Origin of the sequence: Streptomyces narbonensis (assembly GCF_014649015.1) — a bacterium.
Taxonomy (GTDB): Bacteria; Actinomycetota; Actinomycetes; order Streptomycetales; family Streptomycetaceae; genus Streptomyces; species Streptomyces narbonensis.
The window spans coordinates 119,500-138,335 of record NZ_BMSF01000015.1 but is presented as its reverse complement, the minus strand read 5'-3'; the positions used below and the strand labels follow the sequence as shown (position 1 = coordinate 138,335).

The window sequence follows — 18,836 nt, the reverse complement described above, 5'->3', positions numbered from 1 at the left end:
GTCCGGCCTCAGCCGAAGACGGCGAGGCTCTTGGCCTTCCCCCGCTGGGCCTCGACCAGCGCGAGCAGCGTCCCCTCGGGTCCGAAGACCGCGACGGGACCCGCCGGGTACTCCGGCATCTCCAGCCGGACACCGTTCAGGAGCAGCTTGGCCCGCTTCTCGTCGACGTCCCAGCGCGGGAACGCCGCCGTGGCCGCGTCGGCGACCGGCATGACCGTCAGCTCCTCCTGGAGCTGGTCGAGCGTCCGGGCCGCGTCGAGCTTGTACGGGCCGACCCGGGTGCGGCGCAGCGCGGTCAGATGGCCGCCCACGCCGAGCCCCGCTCCGAGGTCCCGGGCGAGCGCCCGGATGTACGTACCGGAGGAGCAGACGACCGAGACGACCAGGTCGACGACGGGGGTGCCTCCCCCAGAGCCTTCGTCCTGGGGGGACCCCCAGGCCGTCGCCTCGCGGACGTCGTACACCTGGAAGGAGGAGACGGTGACCGGACGGGCCGGGATCTCGAACTCCTCGCCGCCGCGGACCCGTGCGTACGACCGCTTGCCGTCGATCTTGATCGCGGAGACCTTCGACGGCACCTGCATGATGGCGCCGGTCAGCTCGGCCACGCCCGCGTCGATCTGCTCCCGGGTGACCTTCGAAGCGTCGACCGACGCCGTGATCTCGCCCTCGGCGTCGTCGGTGATCGTGGTCTGGCCCAGGCGGATGGTGCCCAGGTACTCCTTCTCGGTCAGCGCGAGGTGACCGAGGAGCTTGGTCGCCCGCTCCACACCGAGGACGAGGACGCCCGTGGCCATGGGGTCGAGCGTGCCCGCGTGGCCGACCCGGCGGGTCTTGGCGATCCCGCGCATCTTGGCCACGACGTCATGCGAGGTGAAGCCCGACGGCTTGTCGACGATGACCAGGCCGTCGGGCGTCTTTGCTGCGTTGCTCATTCGGCGGCTTCGTCCTCGCCCGGCTTCTTGTAGGGGTCGGCGTCGCCCGCGAAGGTGGCGCCCGAGGACGCCTCCCGCACCTGGGCGTCCGAGGCCCGCGCCTTGTCGAGGAGGTCCTCGATCGTCTTGGCGTTCTCCGGGAGGGCGTCTGCGATGAACGTCAGGGTGGGGGTGAACTTCGTCCCCGCCGCCCGGCCGACGGCCGAACGGAGGACGCCCTTGGCGCTCTCCAGGCCGGCCGCGGCGCTCGCCCGCTCCTCGTCGTCGCCGTAGACCGTGTAGAAGACCGTGGCCTCCCGCAGGTCGCCGGTGACGCGGGTGTCCGTGATGGTCACGTGCGTGCCCAGGCGGGGGTCCTTGACGCCACGCTGCAGCTTCTCGGCGACCACCTCCCGGATGAGGTCTGCCAGCTTCTTCGCCCGCGCGTTGTCGGCCACTGGTCCTTCTCCTTCTTTGCCTTGCTCAAATCAGTCTTCATCAGTGTGGAGCCTGCGTCGCACCGACAGCAGCTCCACCTCGGGACGCGCGGCGACGAGCCGCTCACAGCGGTCGAGCACGTCCGATACGAAACCCGGGTCCCCGGACACCAGCGCGACGCCCAGCCGGGCCCTGCGGTGGAGGTCCTGGTCGCCCACCTCGGCCGCGCTCACGGAGAACTTGCGCTGGAGCTCGGCGACGATGGGGCGGACCACGGAGCGTTTCTCCTTCAGCGAGTGGACGTCGCCGAGGAGCAGATCGAAGGACAGAGTCCCCACGTACATGCGGTGCCGGATGTCCCGCCGGTTCGGGTTCGGTGGCCTGCCGGGCCGTCGCTCGGCAGGGACACCAGAACCGTACACGCAACGGCCGGGGCCGATCGACGGAATAACTTCCACCGACCGGCCCCGGCTCACTGCTGCGATCGAACGCGATCAGGCGCGGGGCTTCTCGCGCATCTCGTACGTCGCGATGACGTCGTCGATCTTGATGTCGTTGAAGTTTCCGAGGTTGATACCACCCTCGAAGCCTTCGCGGATCTCGGTGACGTCGTCCTTGAAGCGGCGCAGACCGTGGATCGTGAGGTCCTCGGCGATGACCTTGCCGTCGCGGACGAGGCGCGCCTTGGTGTTGCGCTTGACCTCGCCGGAGCGGATGAGAACACCGGCAATGTTGCCCAGCTTGGACGAGCGGAAGACCTCACGGATCTCCGCCGTACCCAGCTCGACCTCTTCGTACTCCGGCTTGAGGAGACCCTTCAGGGCCGCCTCGATCTCCTCGATGGCCTGGTAGATCACCGAGTAGTACCGGACGTCGACGCCCTCGCGCTCCGCCATCTGCGCGGCACGGCCGGCCGCACGGACGTTGTAGCCGATGACGATGGCGTCGGAGCCCATGGCCAGGTCGATGTCCGACTCCGTGACCGCACCCACACCACGGTGCAGGACGCGGATGTCGACCTCTTCGCCGACGTCGAGCTGGAGCAGCGAAGCCTCGAGGGCCTCGACCGCACCGGACGCGTCGCCCTTGATGATGAGGTTGAGTTCCTGGACGAGACCGGCCTTGAGCACCTTGTCGAGGTCCTCGAGAGACACCCGGCGGACGCGCTTGGCGAAGGCGGCGTTGCGCTCACGCGCAGCGCGCTTCTCGGCGATCTGACGGGCCGTACGGTCCTCGTCGACAACCAGGAGGTTGTCGCCGGCACCCGGCACGTTGGTGAGACCGAGCACCAGGACGGGAGTCGACGGGGTCGCCTCCTCGACGTTGTTGCCCTTGTCGTCGAGCATCGCCCGGACGCGGCCGTACGCGTCGCCGACCACCACGGTGTCGCCGATGCGCAGCGTTCCGCGCTGGACGAGGACGGTGGAGACGGCACCACGACCACGGTCGAGGTGGGACTCGATCGCAATACCCTGCGCGTCCTGGTTCGGGTTGGCCCGCAGGTCGAGCGAGGCGTCGGCGGTGAGGACGACGGCCTCCAGCAGGGAGTCGATGTGCAGACCCTGCTTGGCGGAGATGTCGACGAACATCGTGTCGCCGCCGTACTCCTCGGCCACCAGACCGAACTCGGTCAGCTGACCGCGGACCTTGGTCGGGTCGGCACCCTCGACGTCGATCTTGTTGACCGCGACGACGATCGGGACGCCGGCGGCCTTGGCGTGGTTGAGCGCCTCGATCGTCTGCGGCATGACGCCGTCGTTGGCCGCGACCACGAGGATCGCGATGTCGGTCGACTTCGCACCACGGGCACGCATGGCGGTGAACGCCTCGTGACCCGGGGTGTCGATGAAGGTGATGCGACGCTCTTCGCCGTTGACCTCGGTGCCCACCTGGTAGGCACCGATGTGCTGGGTGATGCCACCGGCCTCGCCCGCGACGACGTTCGTCTTGCGGATCGCGTCGAGCAGTCGGGTCTTACCGTGGTCGACGTGACCCATGACGGTGACGACCGGCGGACGGGAGACCAGAGCCTCTTCGCCGCCCTCGTCCTCGCCGAACTCGATGTCGAAGGACTCGAGGAGCTCGCGGTCCTCCTCCTCCGGGGAGACGATCTGGACCTGGTAGTTCATCTCCTCGCCGAGCATCGTCAGCGTGTCGTCGGAGACGGACTGCGTGGCCGTGACCATCTCACCGAGGTTCATCATCACCGCGACGAGCGACGCCGGGTTGGCGCCGATCTTCTCGGCGAAGTCGGTGAGGGAGGCACCGCGGGACAGGCGAATGACCTCGCCGCCACCGCGAGGCAGCATCACGCCGCCCACGGACGGGGCCTGCATGGCCTCGTACTCCTGGCGCCTCTGCCGCTTCGACTTGCGACCACGACGCGCGGGACCGCCGGGGCGACCGAAGGCGCCCTGCGTGCCACCACGTCCACCCGGACCGCCGGGACGGCCACCGAAGCCACCGGGACGACCGCCGAAGCCGCCGCCACCGCCGCCGGGACCACCCGGACGACCGCCGCCGCCACCACCGGGACCACCGGGACGGCCGGCGAAGCCGCCGCCGCCACCGCCGGGACCGGCCGGACGACCGGCGAAGCCGGGACGACCGCCGCCGCCACCGCCGGGACCACCCGGACGGCCGCCGGGGCCACCGGGACCACGGCCGCCAGGACCGGGGCGCGGGCCGGCAGCGGGACGCTGCGGCATCATGCCCGGGTTCGGACGGTTACCGCCGGGCGCGCCGCCCGGACGGGGAGCCTGCGGACGCGGCATGCCACCGGGGGTGGGACGCGCGCCGCCCTGACCCTGCGGACGCGGGGCGCCACCGGGGCCACCCTGCGGACGCGGAGCGCCCGGAACGGCGCCGGGGCCGCCCTGCGGACGCGGGGCGCCGCCGCCGGGACGGGGCGCCTGCGGGCGCGCCATGCCGGTGGAGCCACCCGAGGTGAAGGGGTTGTTGCCCGGACGCGGACCGGCCGGACGGGCACCGCCCGGACGCGGGGCACCCTGGCCCTGCGGACGCGGGGCGCCCTGGCCCTGGCCCTGCGGACGCGGGGCGCCCTGGCCGGGACGGGCGGGACGGTCGCCGGTGGGACGGGGTCCCTGGGCGGCGCCACCGGGGCGCGGACCGGCGGCGGGGGCCGACGGAGGCGCGGTGAACTCGGGCGCGGCCGGAGCCGGCGTGACCGGCTTGGGCGCGGGCTTCGGGCCCGGGCGGGGGCCCGAGGCGGCCGGAGCCGGAGAGGGGGTGCTGCTCGCGGGCGCGGCCGGGGTGACCGGAGCCGGCGCCGCAGGCGCGGCGGGGGCCGGCTTGGGGGCCGGGGCGCCGGGCTTGGGGGCAGCGGGACGTGCCGCGGCGGCCGGAGCCGGTGCGGCGGGGGAAGGCGTCGCCTTGCGGGGCGCGCCAGGCTTCGCTGCGGTCTTGCCGGCGTTGCCACCGGGACCCTGCAGCGCGTCAGTCAACTTGCGCACGACCGGCGCCTCGATCGTCGAGGACGCAGATCGGACGAATTCACCGAGTTCTTGGAGCTTGGCCATGACGACCTTGCTCTCTACGCCGAACTCCTTGGCGAGTTCGTATACCCGGACCTTAGCCACTTCGCTCCTTTTAGGTCCGGTTACCGCCGGACCGTCGCTACTTCATGGGCGTACTCATCGCGTACTCATCGAGTGCTCATCGCAATCTCGACCTACTTCCAACTCGCGAGGTACCTGACCGCACGGTGATCCGTGCCGTACTTCTTCATCACTGCGGTGCCGTTTGCTCGACGTGGTGGCGGAGTCCCGCGGTGTCGAGCGGGCCCTGGGCCTTGAAGGCCCTCGGGAACGCTCGGCGGCGGACCGCCAGGTCGAGACAGACCACGGCGGGGTGCAGGTACGCACCCCGGCCGGGCAGCGTACCGCGATGATCCGGAACACACTCGTCCTTATTCACCACGATCCGCAGCAGATCGCCTTTGGCCGCTCGCTCCCGACATCCCACACAGGTTCGTTCAGGGCATACGCGGGCTTGCGTCCGGCCAGACACGATTAAGTCTACCTCCCCGTACCGACCTCACCCGTTCAGGGCAAGAATCGAACAGCTGTTGGCCAAAAACGGTCTCAGTCCTGCGGACCGGCCGGCTCGGTGTCCGGACGGATGTCGATCCGCCAGCCGGTGAGGCGCGCGGCCAGACGGGCGTTCTGCCCCTCCTTGCCGATCGCCAGCGACAGCTGGTAGTCGGGCACCGTCACACGGGCGGACCGGGCGGCCAGGTCGACGACCTCGACCTTGGAGACCCGCGCCGGGGAGAGCGCGTTCGCCACCATCTCGGCCGGGTCGTCCGACCAGTCGACGATGTCGATCTTCTCGCCGAGCAGCTCCGCCATCACGTTGCGGACGCGGCTGCCCATCGGGCCGATGCAGGCGCCCTTGGCGTTCAGGCCCGAACGTGTGGCACGCACGGCGATCTTGGTGCGGTGACCCGCCTCACGGGCGATGGCCGAGATCTCGACGGAGCCGTCGGCGATCTCCGGCACCTCCAGGGCGAAGAGCTTCTTCACCAGATTGGGGTGCGTGCGCGAGAGGGTGACGGACGGACCGCGGACACCGCGGGCCACCCGGACGACGTACGTACGCAGCCGCAGACCGTGCGAGTAGTCCTCGCCCGGCACCTGCTCCTGCACCGGGAGGATGGCCTCCAGCTTGTCGTCCAGCCGGACCAGGACGTTCTTCGGGTCCTTGCCCTGCTGCACCACACCGGCGACGACGTCGCCCTCGCGGCGCGCGTACTCGCCGAAGGTCACGTCGTTCTCGGCGTCCCGCAGCCGCTGCTGGATCACCTGGCGGGCGGTGCTCGCCGCGATCCGGCCGAAGTCCGACGGGGTGTCGTCGAAGTCCTTGGGCTCCTGGCCCTCCTCCAGCTCGGAGGGGTCTTCCTTCGCCCACACCGTCACGTGACCGGTCTGCCGGTTCAGCTCCACGCGCGCGTGGCGGCGGGCGTCGGGGGTGCGGTGGTAGGCGATGAGGAGGGCCGACTCGATCGCCTCGACCAGCAGGTCGAAGGAGATCTCCTTCTCATTCGCCAAGCCCTTGAGCAGCTTCACGTCGATGTCCACGGCTACGCCTCCTCTTCCTTCTTGTCCTTGCGGTTGAACTCGATCTCGACACGCGCCTTGGCGATGTCGGCGAACTCGACCCGGCGGGCGGTGGGCTTGCGCCCCTTCACACCCGGCACTTCGAGGTCGAGGCCGTTCTCGTCGACGGCGAGGATCCGGGCGACGAACTCCTCGCCCGCGGCGAGCTGGAGCTTGGCCAGCCGGCCGGTGGCCCGCACGTAGTGGCGGTGCTCGGTCAGGGGGCGGTCGGCGCCGGGGGAGCTGACTTCGAGGACGTACTCGCCCTCGCCCATCACTTCGGTCTCGTCGAGCTTCTCGGAGATCTCACGGCTCAGCTCGGCGCAGGCGTCCAGCTCGACGCCCTCTTCCGAATCGACGACCACGCGCAGCAGTCCACGACGGCCGGCCCGGGACACCTCGATCTCTTCCAGATCCAGGTCCTTCGCGTGGACGAGCGGCTCAATGAGTCCGCGCAGCCTGTCGCTCTGGGTGGTGCTCATCCGGGTGACTCCTCGGCCGCGTGTGCTGTTGTGGGTTTCGTCGCGTGTCAGACCAAAGGGTATCCGGTCCCGGAGGGTGTTGCCGTCCACCGCCCCGGGGCCCGCGGGTACGCTCGCCTGCGGTGATCTCGACGATCTTCGACGACGCACGACGGACGAGGGAGAGAGCGTGACGACGACGGGCAGGCGCGCACTCCTCAGGGCGGGCGCGGCGGCGGGCGCTGCGGCCCTCGTGGGCTGCAGCTCCTCCGCCGACGGCGACGGCGGCACGCGGAAACCGAGCGCCGCCCAGCTGGAGGCCGAACGGGTGGCGCGCGCCGAGGCGGCGCTGCGGCTCCGCTCGGTGACCGCCGCGCGGGGCCTGCTGGAACGTTACGACGCGGTGCTCGCCGCGCATCCCGCCCTCGCGCCCCGGCTGACGCCGCTGCGGCGCTCGGTGGCGGCGCACACGAATGCCCTGGGCGAGGGCGGGACGACGGTGACCCCGGTCGCCGCCTCCCCCTCGGCGACGCCCTCCCCGTCGGCCTCCGCCACCGCCTCCACCACCGCGTCCGCCACGGCCTCCTCCGGGCCGAAGCCGCCGCCCGTACGGGTGGCGGCCGATCCTCGCGCGGCACTGAAGGAACTCGCGGCGGCCGAGCGCGAGGCCTCCGACCGGCACACGGTCGCCCTGGTCACCGCCCCGCCCGAGTACGCGCGACTGCTCGCGTCCGTGGCGGCGGCGGGCGCCGCCCACGCCTACCTGCTGACCGAAGGAGCACCGGCATGAGCGCCCTCGACGCCGCCCAGGCGGCCCTGGCAGCCGAACACGCGGCGGTGTACGGCTACGGGGTCGTCGGCGGCCGGATCGGCACGACGCGCAGGGCCGAGGCCACCGCCGCCTTCGAAGCCCACCGGGCCCGCCGGGACGCGCTGCGCCGCACCGTGCGCGACCTCGGCGGTACGCCGGTGGCCGCCGCGGCCGCGTACGAGCTGCCGTTCACGGTCGCCGACACGGCGGGCGCGGTGCGGCTGGCGGCCGTCCTGGAGGACCGGGTGGCCGGGGTGTACTCCGACCTCGTGCGGGCCGGCCGGGGCCCGCTGCGCAGCGAGGCGGCCGCCGCGCTGCGGGAGGCGGCGGTCCGTGCCGTCCGCTGGCGCGGCAGCGACGTAACCTTTCCTGGGCTCGCCGAGCGGGTGTGAGTCCGGCCCCGACCGGGCCGGCCGATCGTCGGACGGACCGTCAGACCGAACGTCAGAAGGACAAAGCACGCATGGCTTTCGAACCGCCGCAGCGACTCGTACGGGCGCTCGGTGAGACGTACGGGGACACCGCCGCGACCGAGTGGCTCGGGCCGCTGCCGGAACACACGCGGACCGTGCTCGACCACGCGTCCCTCGACGCCGAGCGGGTGATGGCCCCGGGCGGGCGGAGCAGTCTGGTCCTCCTCGTCCGGCGCCCCGACGACTCCCCCGCCGCGCTGAAGATCGCGCCGCCCTTCGCCCGGCCCGAGCTGGAGCGGGACGCGCTCGCGCACTGGAACGGCTGGGGCGCCGTCCGGCTGCTCGACGAGACCGCGGACGGCGGACTCGTCCTCGAACGGCTGCACCCCGAGGTGTCGCTGCGCTCCCTGCCGGAGGCCAAGGCGCTCCTGGAGGCCGCCGGGACCGTACGGAAGCTGTGGGTGGAGCCGCCGGCCGGACACGGCTTCGAGTCGGTGGCCGAGCGGACGGAGCGGCAGGCCGCGGCGATGGAGCCGTACCGCGCGGACCCGGCGGCCGGCGAGCTGACGGCGGCGGCGCTCGCCGCCCGTGAGGAGCTGGTGGCCGCCGGGGACGAGTCGCTGCTGCTGCACGGCTGCTTCCGCCAGGGCAAGGTGCTGGGCGGCGACCGCGCCCCCTGGCTCGCCGTCGGACCCGAGCCGCTCGTCGGCGAGCGCGCCTACGACCTGGCCCGGCTCGTCCGCGACCGGGTCGAGGACCTGGTGGGCGCCTCGGCCGGGGCCTCGACGGCCCGGCGGCGGGTGAACAAGCTGGCGGACTCGCTGGACATGGACCGGGACCGCCTGCGCGGCTGGACGCTGTTCCGCGCGGTCGAGTCGGGGACGCGGGCGCTCACGGCGGGGCGGCGGCAGGACGGCGAGCTGCTCATGGAGTTCGCGAGCTGGCTGTAGGGGAATACCCTTTTTGTAACGTTCGCCGGTTCTCGGCGTTCGGTCGGCTCGACTCCAGGGGGCCGCGATGATCGAAGAGCTGCTGATGGCGGCGGCCGCCACGGCCGCTGCGGCCGCGGTGTACGCGGGCGCAGCGGCGCGGGTCGTCAAGCAGTACGAGCGCGGGGTCGTCTTCCGCTTCGGCCGGCTGCGCGAGCAGATCCGCTCGCCCGGCTTCACGATGATCGTGCCGGTCATCGACCGCCTCCACAAGGTCAACATGCAGATCGTCACGATGCCGGTGCCCGCGCAGGAGGGCATCACCCGGGACAACGTCACGGTGCGGGTGGACGCGGTCGTGTACTTCAAGGTGGTCGACGCGGCGGACGCGCTGGTGCGGGTAGAGGACTACAAGTTCGCCGTCTCGCAGATGGCGCAGACCTCGCTGCGGTCGATCATCGGCAAGAGCGACCTGGACGATCTGCTGTCCAACCGGGAGAAGCTCAACCAGGGCCTGGAGTTGATGCTCGACAGCCCGGCGATGGGCTGGGGCGTCGCCATCGACCGGGTCGAGATCAAGGACGTGTCGCTGCCGGAGACGATGAAGCGCTCGATGGCCCGGCAGGCGGAGGCGGACCGGGAGCGGCGGGCGCGGGTGATCAACGCGGACGCGGAGCTCCAGGCGTCGCGGAAGCTGGCGGAGGCCGCCGAGGTGATGTCGGAGCAGCCGGCGGCGCTGCAGCTCCGACTGTTGCAGACCGTGATGGCGGTGTCGGCGGAGAAGAACTCGACGCTGGTCCTGCCGATCCCGGTGGAGCTCCTGAGGTTCCTGGAGCGCGCGACGCCGACGGCCGGGGCGCCCGACGAGGTCGGTGCGGAGGCGGGCGGCGAAGCGGGCGGGCAGCCGGCGGCGCTGCCGCCACCGCCGCCGCTGAGCGAGGCGTATCTCAGCGGCCGGGCGGACGCGATGGACGCGATCGAGGACCTGACGGGCCCGTCGGTGGATCCGGCACCGCGCGAGGACGCGACCTGAGTCCGTCACGGGCGGGCGCGGTGCCGCTCAGCGCGCCCCCGGGCGATGTGCACGAAAGGGGCGGGGCCCCGGGCCCCGCCCCTCCGTCATGTCATGCGGTCATGCGGTCATGCGGTCATGCGCCCCACGGTCAGGCGGTCAGGCGCGCGATCGCCTCGTCGACCGTGAGCTCCTCGCGCTCACCCGTGCGGCGGTCCTTCAGCTCCACGACGCCCTCGCCGGAGCGGCGGCCCGCGACCAGGATCTTCGGAACGCCGATGAGCTCCGCGTCGGTGAACTTGACGCCCGGGGAGACGCCCGCGCGGTCGTCGGTCAGGACGCGCAGACCGGCGGCGGCCAGCTTGTCGGAGACCTCCAGGGCCAGCTCGGTCTGGAGGGCCTTGCCGGCGGCGACGACGTGGACGTCGGCCGGGGCGACCTCGGCGGCCCAGCACAGGCCCTTCTCGTCGGCGGTCTGCTCGGCGAGCGCGGCCACGGCGCGGGTGACGCCGATGCCGTACGAGCCCATGGTCACGCGGACCGGCTTGCCGTTCTGGCCGAGGACGTCGAGCTTGAGGGCGTCGGCGTACTTGCGGCCCAGCTGGAAGATGTGGCCGATCTCGATGGCGCGGTCCAGCTTCAGGCCGGTGCCGCACTTGGGGCACGCGTCGCCCTCCTGGACGACGACGACGTCGACGTACTCCTCGACCTCGAAGTCACGGCCCGCGACGACGTTCTTCGCGTGCATCCCGTCCTTGTTGGCGCCCGTGATCCACGCCGTGCCCGGCGCGACGCGCGGGTCGGCGATGTACGTGACCTTCTCCAGGCCCTGCGGGCCGACGTAGCCGCGGACGAGGTCGGCGCGCTGGGCGAAGTCCTCCTCCGTCACCAGCTCGACCGTGGCCGTCGGGCCGAAGTGCTCCTCGACCTTGTCCATGTCGACCTCGCGGTCGCCGGGGACGCCGATGGCGACGATCTCGCCGTCGACCTTCACCAGGAGGTTCTTGAGCGTGGCGGAGGCCGGGACGCCCAGCGAGGCGGCGAGCGTCTCGATGGTGGGGGTGTCGGGGGTCGGGATCTCCTCGGCGGCGGGGACCTCGGCGGCGTCGACCGGCTTCACCGCCTGGTACACCGCCTCGGTGTTCGCGGCGAAGTCGCAGTTCGGGCAGTCGGCGAAGGTGTCCTCGCCGGCCCCGGCGGGAGCGAGGAACTCCTCGGACTTCGAGCCGCCCATCGCGCCGGCGGTCGCGGCGACGATCCGGTAGTCGAGGCCGAGGCGCTCGAAGATCCGCTGGTAGGCCTGGCGGTGCAGCGCGTAGGACTGGGCGAGGCCCTCGTCCTCCGTGTCGAAGGAGTACGAGTCCTTCATGAGGAACTCGCGGCCGCGCAGGACGCCGGCGCGCGGGCGGGCCTCGTCGCGGTACTTGTTCTGGATCTGGTAGAGGATCACCGGCAGGTCCTTGTAGGACGAGCACTGGTCCTTCACCAGGAGGGTGAAGATCTCCTCGTGCGTCGGGCCGAGGAGGTAGTCGGCACCCTTGCGGTCCTGCAGACGGAAGAGCTCGGCGCCGTACTCCTCCCAGCGGCCGGTCGCCTCGTAGGGCTCGCGGGGCAGCAGCGCGGGCAGCAGGACCTCCTGCGCGCCGATCGCGTCCATCTCCTCGCGGACCACACGCTCGACGTTGGCGAGGACCTTCAGGCCGAGGGGCAGCCAGCTCCAGATGCCGGCGGCGGTGCGGCGGACGTATCCGGCCCGCACGAGGAGCTTGTGGCTGAGGACCTCGGCGTCCGCCGGGTCGTCGCGCAGCGTCTTCGCCATCAACTTCGACATGCGCTGGACCGGTGCGTTGGCCATGGTTCTCGTACTCCTGCCGGATGTGGGTCCCCCCTGCTCGAGCGCAGCCGAGAGCTCGGGGGAGGGTGATGGCCCCGAGGTTAGCCGGGTGGCCCCGGACCGGGGAAATCAGTTCCGTCGCGGGAGGGGCAGCGGGGCGCCCATGACGGCGTACGGGCGGGCGGCGCTCGGGAAGTGCACCTGGCGGGCGAGGTCGTCGTACCCGAGGGCGCGGTAGAGGCCTCGGGCCGGGGACTCGGTGTCGATGGCGGAGAGGATCGAGCGCTGCTCGTCGGCCTCGTCGGTGATCGTGGTGATCAGTCCGCGGCCCACGCCGCGCCCCTGGTAGGCGGGGTGGACGTGGAGTTCGGTGATGACGAACGAGCCGTCGAGCCAGTCGGCGGTGCCCGTGGCGCGCAGGTACGGCTCCACGACGGTGGACCACCAGTGCGTACGGTCGTTGGGCATGCCGTACACGAAGCCGACGAGCCGCCCGGAGGGCGTGGTGGCGCCGTAGGAGCGGGCGCCGGGGCTCATGAGGTGGCGCAGCACGATGTGGCGGCGTACGGCGACCTCGTCCTGGTCCAGGCCGAAGGCGACCGCCTGCACGGCGAGTGCCTCGTCCACCTTGGCGGCGAGATTGACCGGTCCGATCATGACCTCTGCGTCATCCATGCGGCGCACCCTACAAGCGGCCGGGGCCTCAGAACAGCACGCTCATGAAGGCACCGGTCTCACGGAAGCCGACGCGGCGGTACGAGGCCCGGGCGGGGGTGTTGTAGTCGTTGACGTACAGGCTGACCACGGGGGCGACGTCGGCGAGGGCGTACTGGAGGACGGCGGCCATGCCGGTCTCCGACAGGCCCTTGCCGCGGTGCTCGGGGGCGACCCAGACGCCCTGGATCTGGCAGGCCTGGCGGGTCGCGGCGCCGATCTCCGCCTTGAAGACGACCTTGCCGTCCTCGATCCGGGCGAAGGAGCGGCCCGCGCCGACGAGCTCGGCGACCCGGGCCTGGTAGAGCAGTCCGCCGTCGTTGGCGAGCGGGGAGATGCCGACCTCCTCCGTGAACATGGCCACGCAGGCGGGCATGATCGCGTCCATCTCGTTCTTGCGGACGCGGCGGACCAGCGGATCGGGGGCGACGGTGGTGGAGGGCTGCTCGGCGATCATCAGCGGCTGGCGGGCGCGGACGTCCCTGGCCGGGCCCCAGCTGGGCTCCAGGAGCCTCCACAGCTCACCGGTGGGCTCGGCGGGGCCGACGATCGAGGAGCAGCGGCGGCCGATCCTGCGGGCCCGGTCGGCGAAGGCGCGGACGGCTTCGGGCGTGGCGCAGATGGGGACCAGGTTGGCGCCGGAGTAGCAGAGCGAGCGCAGCCGGCCCTCGGTGTACCAGCCCCACATCTCGCCGCCGAGCCGCCAGGGGTCGAGCCCCGCGACCTGGACGCGGGCGGTCACGAAGGCGTTCTCGACGGGGGCGCTCTCCAGGACGGCCAGGGCGGCGCCGAGGTCGGCGGGTTCGAGGACCCGGGTGGTGGTCTCTGTCAGCACGAGGGGGCCTCACGGTACGGATCTGCTGGTCTCCGCACTTTACCCCCGTGTGCTGTGACGGGGCCCGTCACAGCACACGAAACCCCTCGGCCCGGTGGGGCGGAGGGGTTCGTGTACGAGCGATTCCGGACACCCGCGGCGACGGTGGCGTCGGACGGGGCCGGTGACGTCGGAAGCCGACGGAGACCGTGCTGTCAGGCGACGGCGACCTCGGTCTCAGGCGCCGATGGCGACCGACGGCTCGCCGCTGGCGACGCCGTCCTTCTCCATCTGCTCGGCGATCTTGAGCGCCTCTTCGATGAGGGTCTCGACGATCTTCGACTCGGGGACGGTCTTGATGACCTCGCCCTTCACGAAGATCTGGCCCTTGCCGTTGCCGGAGGCGACGCCGAGGTCGGCCTCGCGGGCCTCACCCGGGCCGTTGACGACGCAGCCCATGACGGCGACGCGCAGCGGGACGGTCATGCCGTCGAGGCCGGCGGTGACCTCCTCGGCGAGCTTGTAGACGTCGACCTGGGCGCGGCCGCAGGACGGGCAGGAGACGATCTCCAGGCGGCGCTGGCGCAGGTTCAGCGACTCCAGGATCTGGATGCCGACCTTGATCTCCTCGACCGGCGGCGCGGAGAGCGAGACGCGGATGGTGTCGCCGATGCCCTGGGAGAGCAGCGCGCCGAAGGCGACGGCCGACTTGATGGTGCCCTGGAAGGCCGGGCCCGCCTCGGTGACGCCGAGGTGCAGCGGGTAGTCGGACTGGGCGGCGAGCTGACGGTAGGCCTCGACCATCACGACCGGGTCGTTGTGCTTGACCGAGATCTTGATGTCGCGGAAGCCGTGCTCCTCGAAGAGGGAGGCCTCCCAGAGGGCGGACTCGACGAGCGCCTCGGGAGTGGCCTTGCCGTACTTCTTCAGGAGCCGCGCGTCGAGCGAACCGGCGTTGACGCCGATGCGGATCGGGGTGCCGGCGTCGCCGGCCGCCTTCGCGATCTCCTTGACCTTGTCGTCGAACTGCTTGATGTTGCCCGGGTTGACGCGGACGGCCGCGCAGCCCGCGTCGATCGCGGCGAAGACGTACTTCGGCTGGAAGTGGATGTCGGCGATGACCGGGATCGACGACTTCCGGGCGATCGTGGCGAGCGCGTCGGCGTCGTCCTGCGTCGGGCAGGCCACGCGCACGATCTGGCAGCCGGAGGCGGTCAGCTCGGCGATCTGCTGGAGCGTGGCGCCGATGTCGGAGGTGCGGGTCGTCGTCATCGACTGCACGGAGACGGGGGCGTCACCGCCGACGGCCACGCTGCCGACCTGGATCTGGCGGCTCTTGCGCCGCTCGGCGAGCCGGGTCGGGACGGTCGGGATACCGAGAGAAATCGCGGTCATCTTTTGTGCAACCTCAAGGTTGTGCGTCGGCGGGCTCAGGTCTCCGAGGTTACCGCCCCGGGGGTGGGGGCCCCGACACCAGCGGGTCGGGACCCCCGGGAGCTGTGTCCGGAACTACGTCAGCCGCACCGGGTTGACGATGTCGGCGGCGAGGACGAGCAGCGTGAAACAGACGAAGACGCCTGCCACCACGTACGCGGCGGGCATCAGCTTGGCCACGTCGAAGGGGCCCGGGTCGGGGCGCTTGAAGATCCGGGCCGTGTGACGGCGTACGGACTCCCACAGGGCGCCAGCGATGTGACCGCCGTCGAGCGGCAGCAGCGGAAGCATGTTGAACAGGAACAACGAGACGTTGAAGAAGACCAGGAGGTTCATGAACATGACGAGGATCCGCTCCGGCGGAGCGTCGACGTTCATGAGCTCGCCGGTGAGCCGGGCGGCGCCGACCACACCCACGGGGGAGTCCGCGGCGCGCTCCCCGTCGCCGAAGGTGGCGTCCCAGAGTCCGGGGATCTTGCCGGGGAGTGCGACGACCGACTCGACGCCGTTCTCCAGCAGGTCGGACATCCGTTCGGTGGTCTCGCCGAAGGTGAGGGCGCCCACCTCGGTCTTCGAGGCGAAGCCGAGGTAACCGGCGTCGATGTACCTGAGCGGCTGGACGACCTGGCCGTCCTCGTCCTTCATCGGCACCTTGTTGGAGACGAGCGTCGGGTGCAGTTCGACGCGCTGACCGCCCCGCTCGACGGTGATCGTCGCCGTACCGACGGTGTCGCGGATGCGGTCCGAGAGCGTGTCCCAGTCCCCCACCGGGGCGCCGTTGAAGGCGACGATCTTGTCGCCTTCCTTCAGGCCCGCCTTGAACGCCGGCGAGACGGGGTCGCCCTCCCGGCACTTCTCGCGGTTCTCGCTCTGCTTGATGACGCACTTCTGGACACCGGCGACCTTGGTCGTCTGGCCCTCGATGCCCAGCGTCATCATCGAGCCGAAGAAGAGCGCCGCCGCCAGGACCAGGTTCATGAACGGTCCGGCGAACATCACGATCACGCGCTTCCACGGCTTGCGCGTGTAGAAGAGCCGGGTCTCGTCGCCGGGCTTCAGTTCCTCGTACGAGGCCTCGCGGGCGTCCTCGATCATGGAGCGCCAGGGCGAGGTGGAGCGGGCCTCGATCTTGCCGTCCTCGCCGGGCGGGAACATGCCGATCATGCGGATGTAGCCGCCGGCCGGGACGGCCTTGATGCCGTACTCGGTCTCGCCCCGCTTCTTCGACCAGATCGTGGGGCCGAAGCCGACCATGTACTGCGGCACGCGGATGCCGAAGAGCTTGGCGGTGGAGAGGTGGCCCAGCTCGTGCCACGCGATGGAGACGAGCAGTCCCAGCGCGAACAGCACGATGCCGAGGATGTACAGGAGCACTTCGGTCATGCGCGCGCCTCCGCCGTTGCCTTCGCCGCCAGCTCACGGGCCCGGGCCCGTGCCCAGGTCTCCGCTTCCAGGACGTCCGGGACGGTGAGGGAGGTTCCCGTACCGGGAACGCCGTGCTCCGCGACGACCGCTGTGACCGTATCCGTGATTCCGTTGAACGGCAGGCGTCCGGCGAGAAACGCCTCGACGCACTCCTCGTTCGCCGCGTTGAAGACCGCGGGGGCCGTGCCGCCCACTTCGCCGACGTGCCTGGCGAGGCCGACCGAGGGGAAGGCCTCCGTGTCGAGCGGGAAGAACTCCCAGGTGGAGGCCTTGGTCCAGTCGAAGGCGGGGGCCGCGTCCGGGACGCGCTCCGGCCAGCCGATGCCGATGGCGATGGGGCCGCCCATGTCGGGCGGGGTCGCCTGGGCGAGCGTGGAACCGTCCGTGAACTCGACCATCGAGTGAACGTAGGACTGGGGGTGCACGACGACCTCGATGCGGTCGAAGGGGATGTCGTACAGGAGGTGCGCCTCGATGACCTCCAGGCCCTTGTTCACCAGGGTCGCGCTGTTGACCGTGATCACCGGGCCCATGGCCCAGGTCGGATGGGCCAGCGCGTCCTCGCGGGTCACGTGGGCGAGCTGCTCGCGCGTACGGCCGCGGAAGGGGCCGCCGGAGGCGGTGACGACCAGCTTGCGGACGTCGGCCCGGGTGCCGGCGGCGAGCGCCTGGAAGAGCGCCGCGTGCTCGGAGTCGACCGGGATGATCTGCCCCGGCTTGGCGAGCGCCTTGACCAGCGGGCCGCCGACGATCAGCGACTCCTTGTTGGCGAGGGCGAGGGTGCGGCCCGCTTCGAGCGCGGCGAGCGTGGGCGCGAGGCCGATGGAGCCGGTGATGCCGTTGAGCACGGTGTGGCACGGGGAGGCGGCCAGCTGGGTGGCCGCCTCCGGGCCCGCCAGGAGCTCGGGGAGCGGCTCGGAGCCGTACAGCGCCTTCAGCGCCTCGCGCAGCTCGGGCAGCACCTCCTCACGGGCGACCGCGACCGCGGCGACCTTCAGCCGGTACGCCTGCTCCGCGAGGAGTCCGACCCGGCCGCCGGAGGCGGCCAGGGCGGTGACCCGGAAGCGGTCGGGGTTGCGCAGCACCAGGTCGATGGCCTGGGTGCCGATGGACCCGGTCGAGCCGAGGACGACGATGTCCCGGCGTCCTTCGGACACGTCGAAGGCGATATGGGGATCGGCGAGAGGAGAGGGGCGGTCGCTCATGCCCCCCATTCTTGCGCCAAACGCTGTGCGGACTTCACGGGGTGCGGACTAACTGTGGACAAACGTGTCGAAGACCCGGTGGAAGTCGGGGAAGGTCTTCTTCACACAGCCGGGGTCGTCGAAGGTGATCCCGGGGGTGCGCAGGGCGGTGACGGCGAAGGACATGACGATCCGGTGGTCGCCGTGGGTGGCGATCTCGACGGGCCCGGCCGGGGTGCCGGGGTGGATCTCGATCCAGTCGGGGCCGGTGCGGACCGTGATGCCGAGGCGGCGCAGGTTCTCGGCGCAGGCGTCGAGGCGGTCGCACTCCTTGACCCGGGTGTTGGCGACGTCCTCGATGCGGACCGGGCCGTCGGCGAAGGGCGCGAGGGCGGCGAGGGTCGGCATGGTGTCGGAGATGTCCCGCATGTTGACGGTGAGTCCGCGCAGGCCGCCGGTGGAGCGGACGGTGGTGCCCGACTCGGTGATCTCGACCTCGGCGCCCATGCGTCGCAGGACCTCGACGAAGGCGAGGTCGCCCTGGAGGGCGCCGGTGCCGAGGCCGGGGACGGTGACGGAGCGGCCGGGTTCGAGGGCGGCGGCGGCGAAGAAGTAGCTGGCGGTGGAGGCGTCGGGCTCGATGCCGTACGTCCTCGCGCGGTAGCCGGTGGGGGCGACCCGGTAGGTACGGCCTTCCTGGCGCACGTCGGCGCCGAAGGCGCGCATCATCGCGAGGGTGATCTCGACGTACGGCTCCGAGACCAGGTCGGTGACCGTGATGTCGAGGCCATCGGCGGTGAGCGGGCCCAGCATGAGCAGGGCCGTCAGGTACTGGGACGACTGGCCGGCGTCGAGGGTGAGCGCGCCGCCCTTCACGCCGGAGGCGTGGACGGCGAGGGGGTGGTGACCCTCCTTCCCGTCGTGCCGGAGGTCGACGCCGAGCTCGCGCAGCGCGGTGCTGAGGGGGCCGAGGGGGCGGCGGCGCATCTGGGCCGAGGCGTCGAAGCGGTACGTGCCGCGGCCTGCGGCGACGAGGGTGGGCAGGAAGCGGGCGGTGGTGGCGCCGTCGCGGCAGTAGACCTCGGCGGTGTCCGCGCCGGGGCCTTCGGGGCGGCCCTCGATGTGCCAGGCGCCGGGCTCGCGGCGGACGGCGTAGCCGAGGGCGGTGAGGCCCTCCGCGAAGCCCTCGGTGTCGTCGGAGACGAGCGGCCTGAGGAGGGTCGTGGTGCCCTCGGCGGCTGCGGCGAGGAAGAGCGCGCGGGCCGTGACGGACTTGGAGCCGGGGATGTCGATGACGGTCACGGCGACCATCCTGCCGTGACCTGCGGCGCCGTCG

General features: G+C 71.7%; 18 protein-coding genes. 4 read left to right on the top strand and 14 right to left on the bottom strand.

All coding sequences use genetic code 11. The annotated features are described in order from the left end of the window. Positions 1-8: 8 nt before the first annotated feature. The 7 genes from truB to rimP form a co-directional block, all read right to left on the bottom strand. Positions 9-935 carry a tRNA pseudouridine(55) synthase TruB gene (gene truB, locus IE124_RS26400; RefSeq protein ID WP_189511038.1) on the bottom strand — a complete coding sequence of 309 codons (927 nt, stop codon included), beginning with the start codon at positions 933-935 and terminating at the stop codon, positions 9-11. After that, the gene (gene rbfA, locus IE124_RS26395; protein WP_055641055.1) at positions 932-1,372 is read right to left on the bottom strand and encodes a 30S ribosome-binding factor RbfA; all 441 of its coding nucleotides are present in this window, start codon (positions 1,370-1,372) and stop codon (positions 932-934) included. The genes truB and rbfA overlap by 4 nt, the downstream gene beginning before the upstream one ends. A 30-nt stretch (positions 1,373-1,402) precedes the next feature. Then, entirely contained in the window at positions 1,403-1,696 is a 294-nt protein-coding gene (locus IE124_RS26390; RefSeq protein WP_019889861.1) for a DUF503 domain-containing protein, read from the bottom strand. 150 nt (positions 1,697-1,846) lie between these two features. Beyond that, complete coding sequence (gene infB / locus IE124_RS26385) at positions 1,847-4,951, bottom strand: translation initiation factor IF-2 (RefSeq protein ID WP_189511036.1); 3,105 nt, start codon at positions 4,949-4,951, stop codon at positions 1,847-1,849. Between the two features lie 148 nt (positions 4,952-5,099). Continuing rightward, a complete protein-coding gene (locus IE124_RS26380; RefSeq protein ID WP_189511034.1) occupies positions 5,100-5,381 on the bottom strand; it encodes a YlxR family protein in 282 nt (93 codons plus the stop codon). A 74-nt stretch (positions 5,382-5,455) separates the two neighbouring features. Further along, positions 5,456-6,451 carry a transcription termination factor NusA gene (gene nusA, locus IE124_RS26375; protein ID WP_189511032.1) on the bottom strand — a complete coding sequence of 332 codons (996 nt, stop codon included), beginning with the start codon at positions 6,449-6,451 and terminating at the stop codon, positions 5,456-5,458. A 2-nt stretch (positions 6,452-6,453) separates the two neighbouring features. Beyond that, positions 6,454-6,951 (bottom strand): ribosome maturation factor RimP, encoded by a 498-nt coding sequence (gene rimP, locus IE124_RS26370; protein WP_189511029.1) that lies wholly within the window; start codon positions 6,949-6,951, stop codon positions 6,454-6,456. Between the two features lie 169 nt (positions 6,952-7,120). Here rimP and IE124_RS26365 point away from each other — a divergent pair, with 169 nt between their 5' ends. From IE124_RS26365 to IE124_RS26350, 4 genes are all read left to right on the top strand, one after another. After that, the gene (locus tag IE124_RS26365) at positions 7,121-7,720 is read left to right on the top strand and encodes a hypothetical protein (protein WP_189511028.1); all 600 of its coding nucleotides are present in this window, start codon (positions 7,121-7,123) and stop codon (positions 7,718-7,720) included. Beyond that, positions 7,717-8,133, top strand: a complete 417-nt coding sequence (locus IE124_RS26360; protein WP_189511025.1) for a ferritin-like domain-containing protein — start codon at positions 7,717-7,719, stop codon at positions 8,131-8,133. The genes IE124_RS26365 and IE124_RS26360 overlap by 4 nt, the downstream gene beginning before the upstream one ends. A 71-nt stretch (positions 8,134-8,204) precedes the next feature. Beyond that, complete coding sequence (locus IE124_RS26355) at positions 8,205-9,104, top strand: aminoglycoside phosphotransferase family protein (RefSeq protein ID WP_189511023.1); 900 nt, start codon at positions 8,205-8,207, stop codon at positions 9,102-9,104. A 67-nt stretch (positions 9,105-9,171) separates the two neighbouring features. Continuing rightward, complete coding sequence (locus IE124_RS26350) at positions 9,172-10,116, top strand: slipin family protein (protein WP_189511021.1); 945 nt, start codon at positions 9,172-9,174, stop codon at positions 10,114-10,116. 130 nt (positions 10,117-10,246) lie between these two features. Here IE124_RS26350 and IE124_RS26345 read toward each other — a convergent pair whose 3' ends face one another. From IE124_RS26345 to aroA, 7 genes are all read right to left on the bottom strand, one after another. Continuing rightward, a complete protein-coding gene (locus IE124_RS26345; protein ID WP_189511019.1) occupies positions 10,247-11,950 on the bottom strand; it encodes a proline--tRNA ligase in 1,704 nt (567 codons plus the stop codon). 108 nt (positions 11,951-12,058) lie between these two features. After that, entirely contained in the window at positions 12,059-12,604 is a 546-nt protein-coding gene (locus IE124_RS26340; RefSeq protein WP_189511017.1) for a GNAT family N-acetyltransferase, read from the bottom strand. Positions 12,605-12,632: 28 nt separating this feature from the next. Further along, a complete protein-coding gene (locus tag IE124_RS26335) occupies positions 12,633-13,478 on the bottom strand; it encodes a GNAT family N-acetyltransferase (RefSeq protein WP_189511015.1) in 846 nt (281 codons plus the stop codon). A gap of 216 nt (positions 13,479-13,694) precedes the next feature. After that, positions 13,695-14,852: a flavodoxin-dependent (E)-4-hydroxy-3-methylbut-2-enyl-diphosphate synthase gene (gene ispG, locus IE124_RS26330; protein WP_189511013.1), complete on the bottom strand. Its 1,158-nt coding sequence runs from the start codon at positions 14,850-14,852 to the stop codon at positions 13,695-13,697. Positions 14,853-14,966: 114 nt separating this feature from the next. Then, a complete protein-coding gene (locus tag IE124_RS26325) occupies positions 14,967-16,274 on the bottom strand; it encodes a M50 family metallopeptidase (RefSeq protein ID WP_189511011.1) in 1,308 nt (435 codons plus the stop codon). Then, a complete protein-coding gene (gene dxr / locus IE124_RS26320; protein WP_189511009.1) occupies positions 16,271-17,521 on the bottom strand; it encodes a 1-deoxy-D-xylulose-5-phosphate reductoisomerase in 1,251 nt (416 codons plus the stop codon). Before dxr ends, IE124_RS26325 begins: the two co-directional genes overlap by 4 nt. Before the next feature lie 48 nt (positions 17,522-17,569). Then, entirely contained in the window at positions 17,570-18,802 is a 1,233-nt protein-coding gene (gene aroA / locus IE124_RS26315; protein WP_189511007.1) for a 3-phosphoshikimate 1-carboxyvinyltransferase, read from the bottom strand. Between the last annotated feature and the right edge of the window lie 34 nt (positions 18,803-18,836).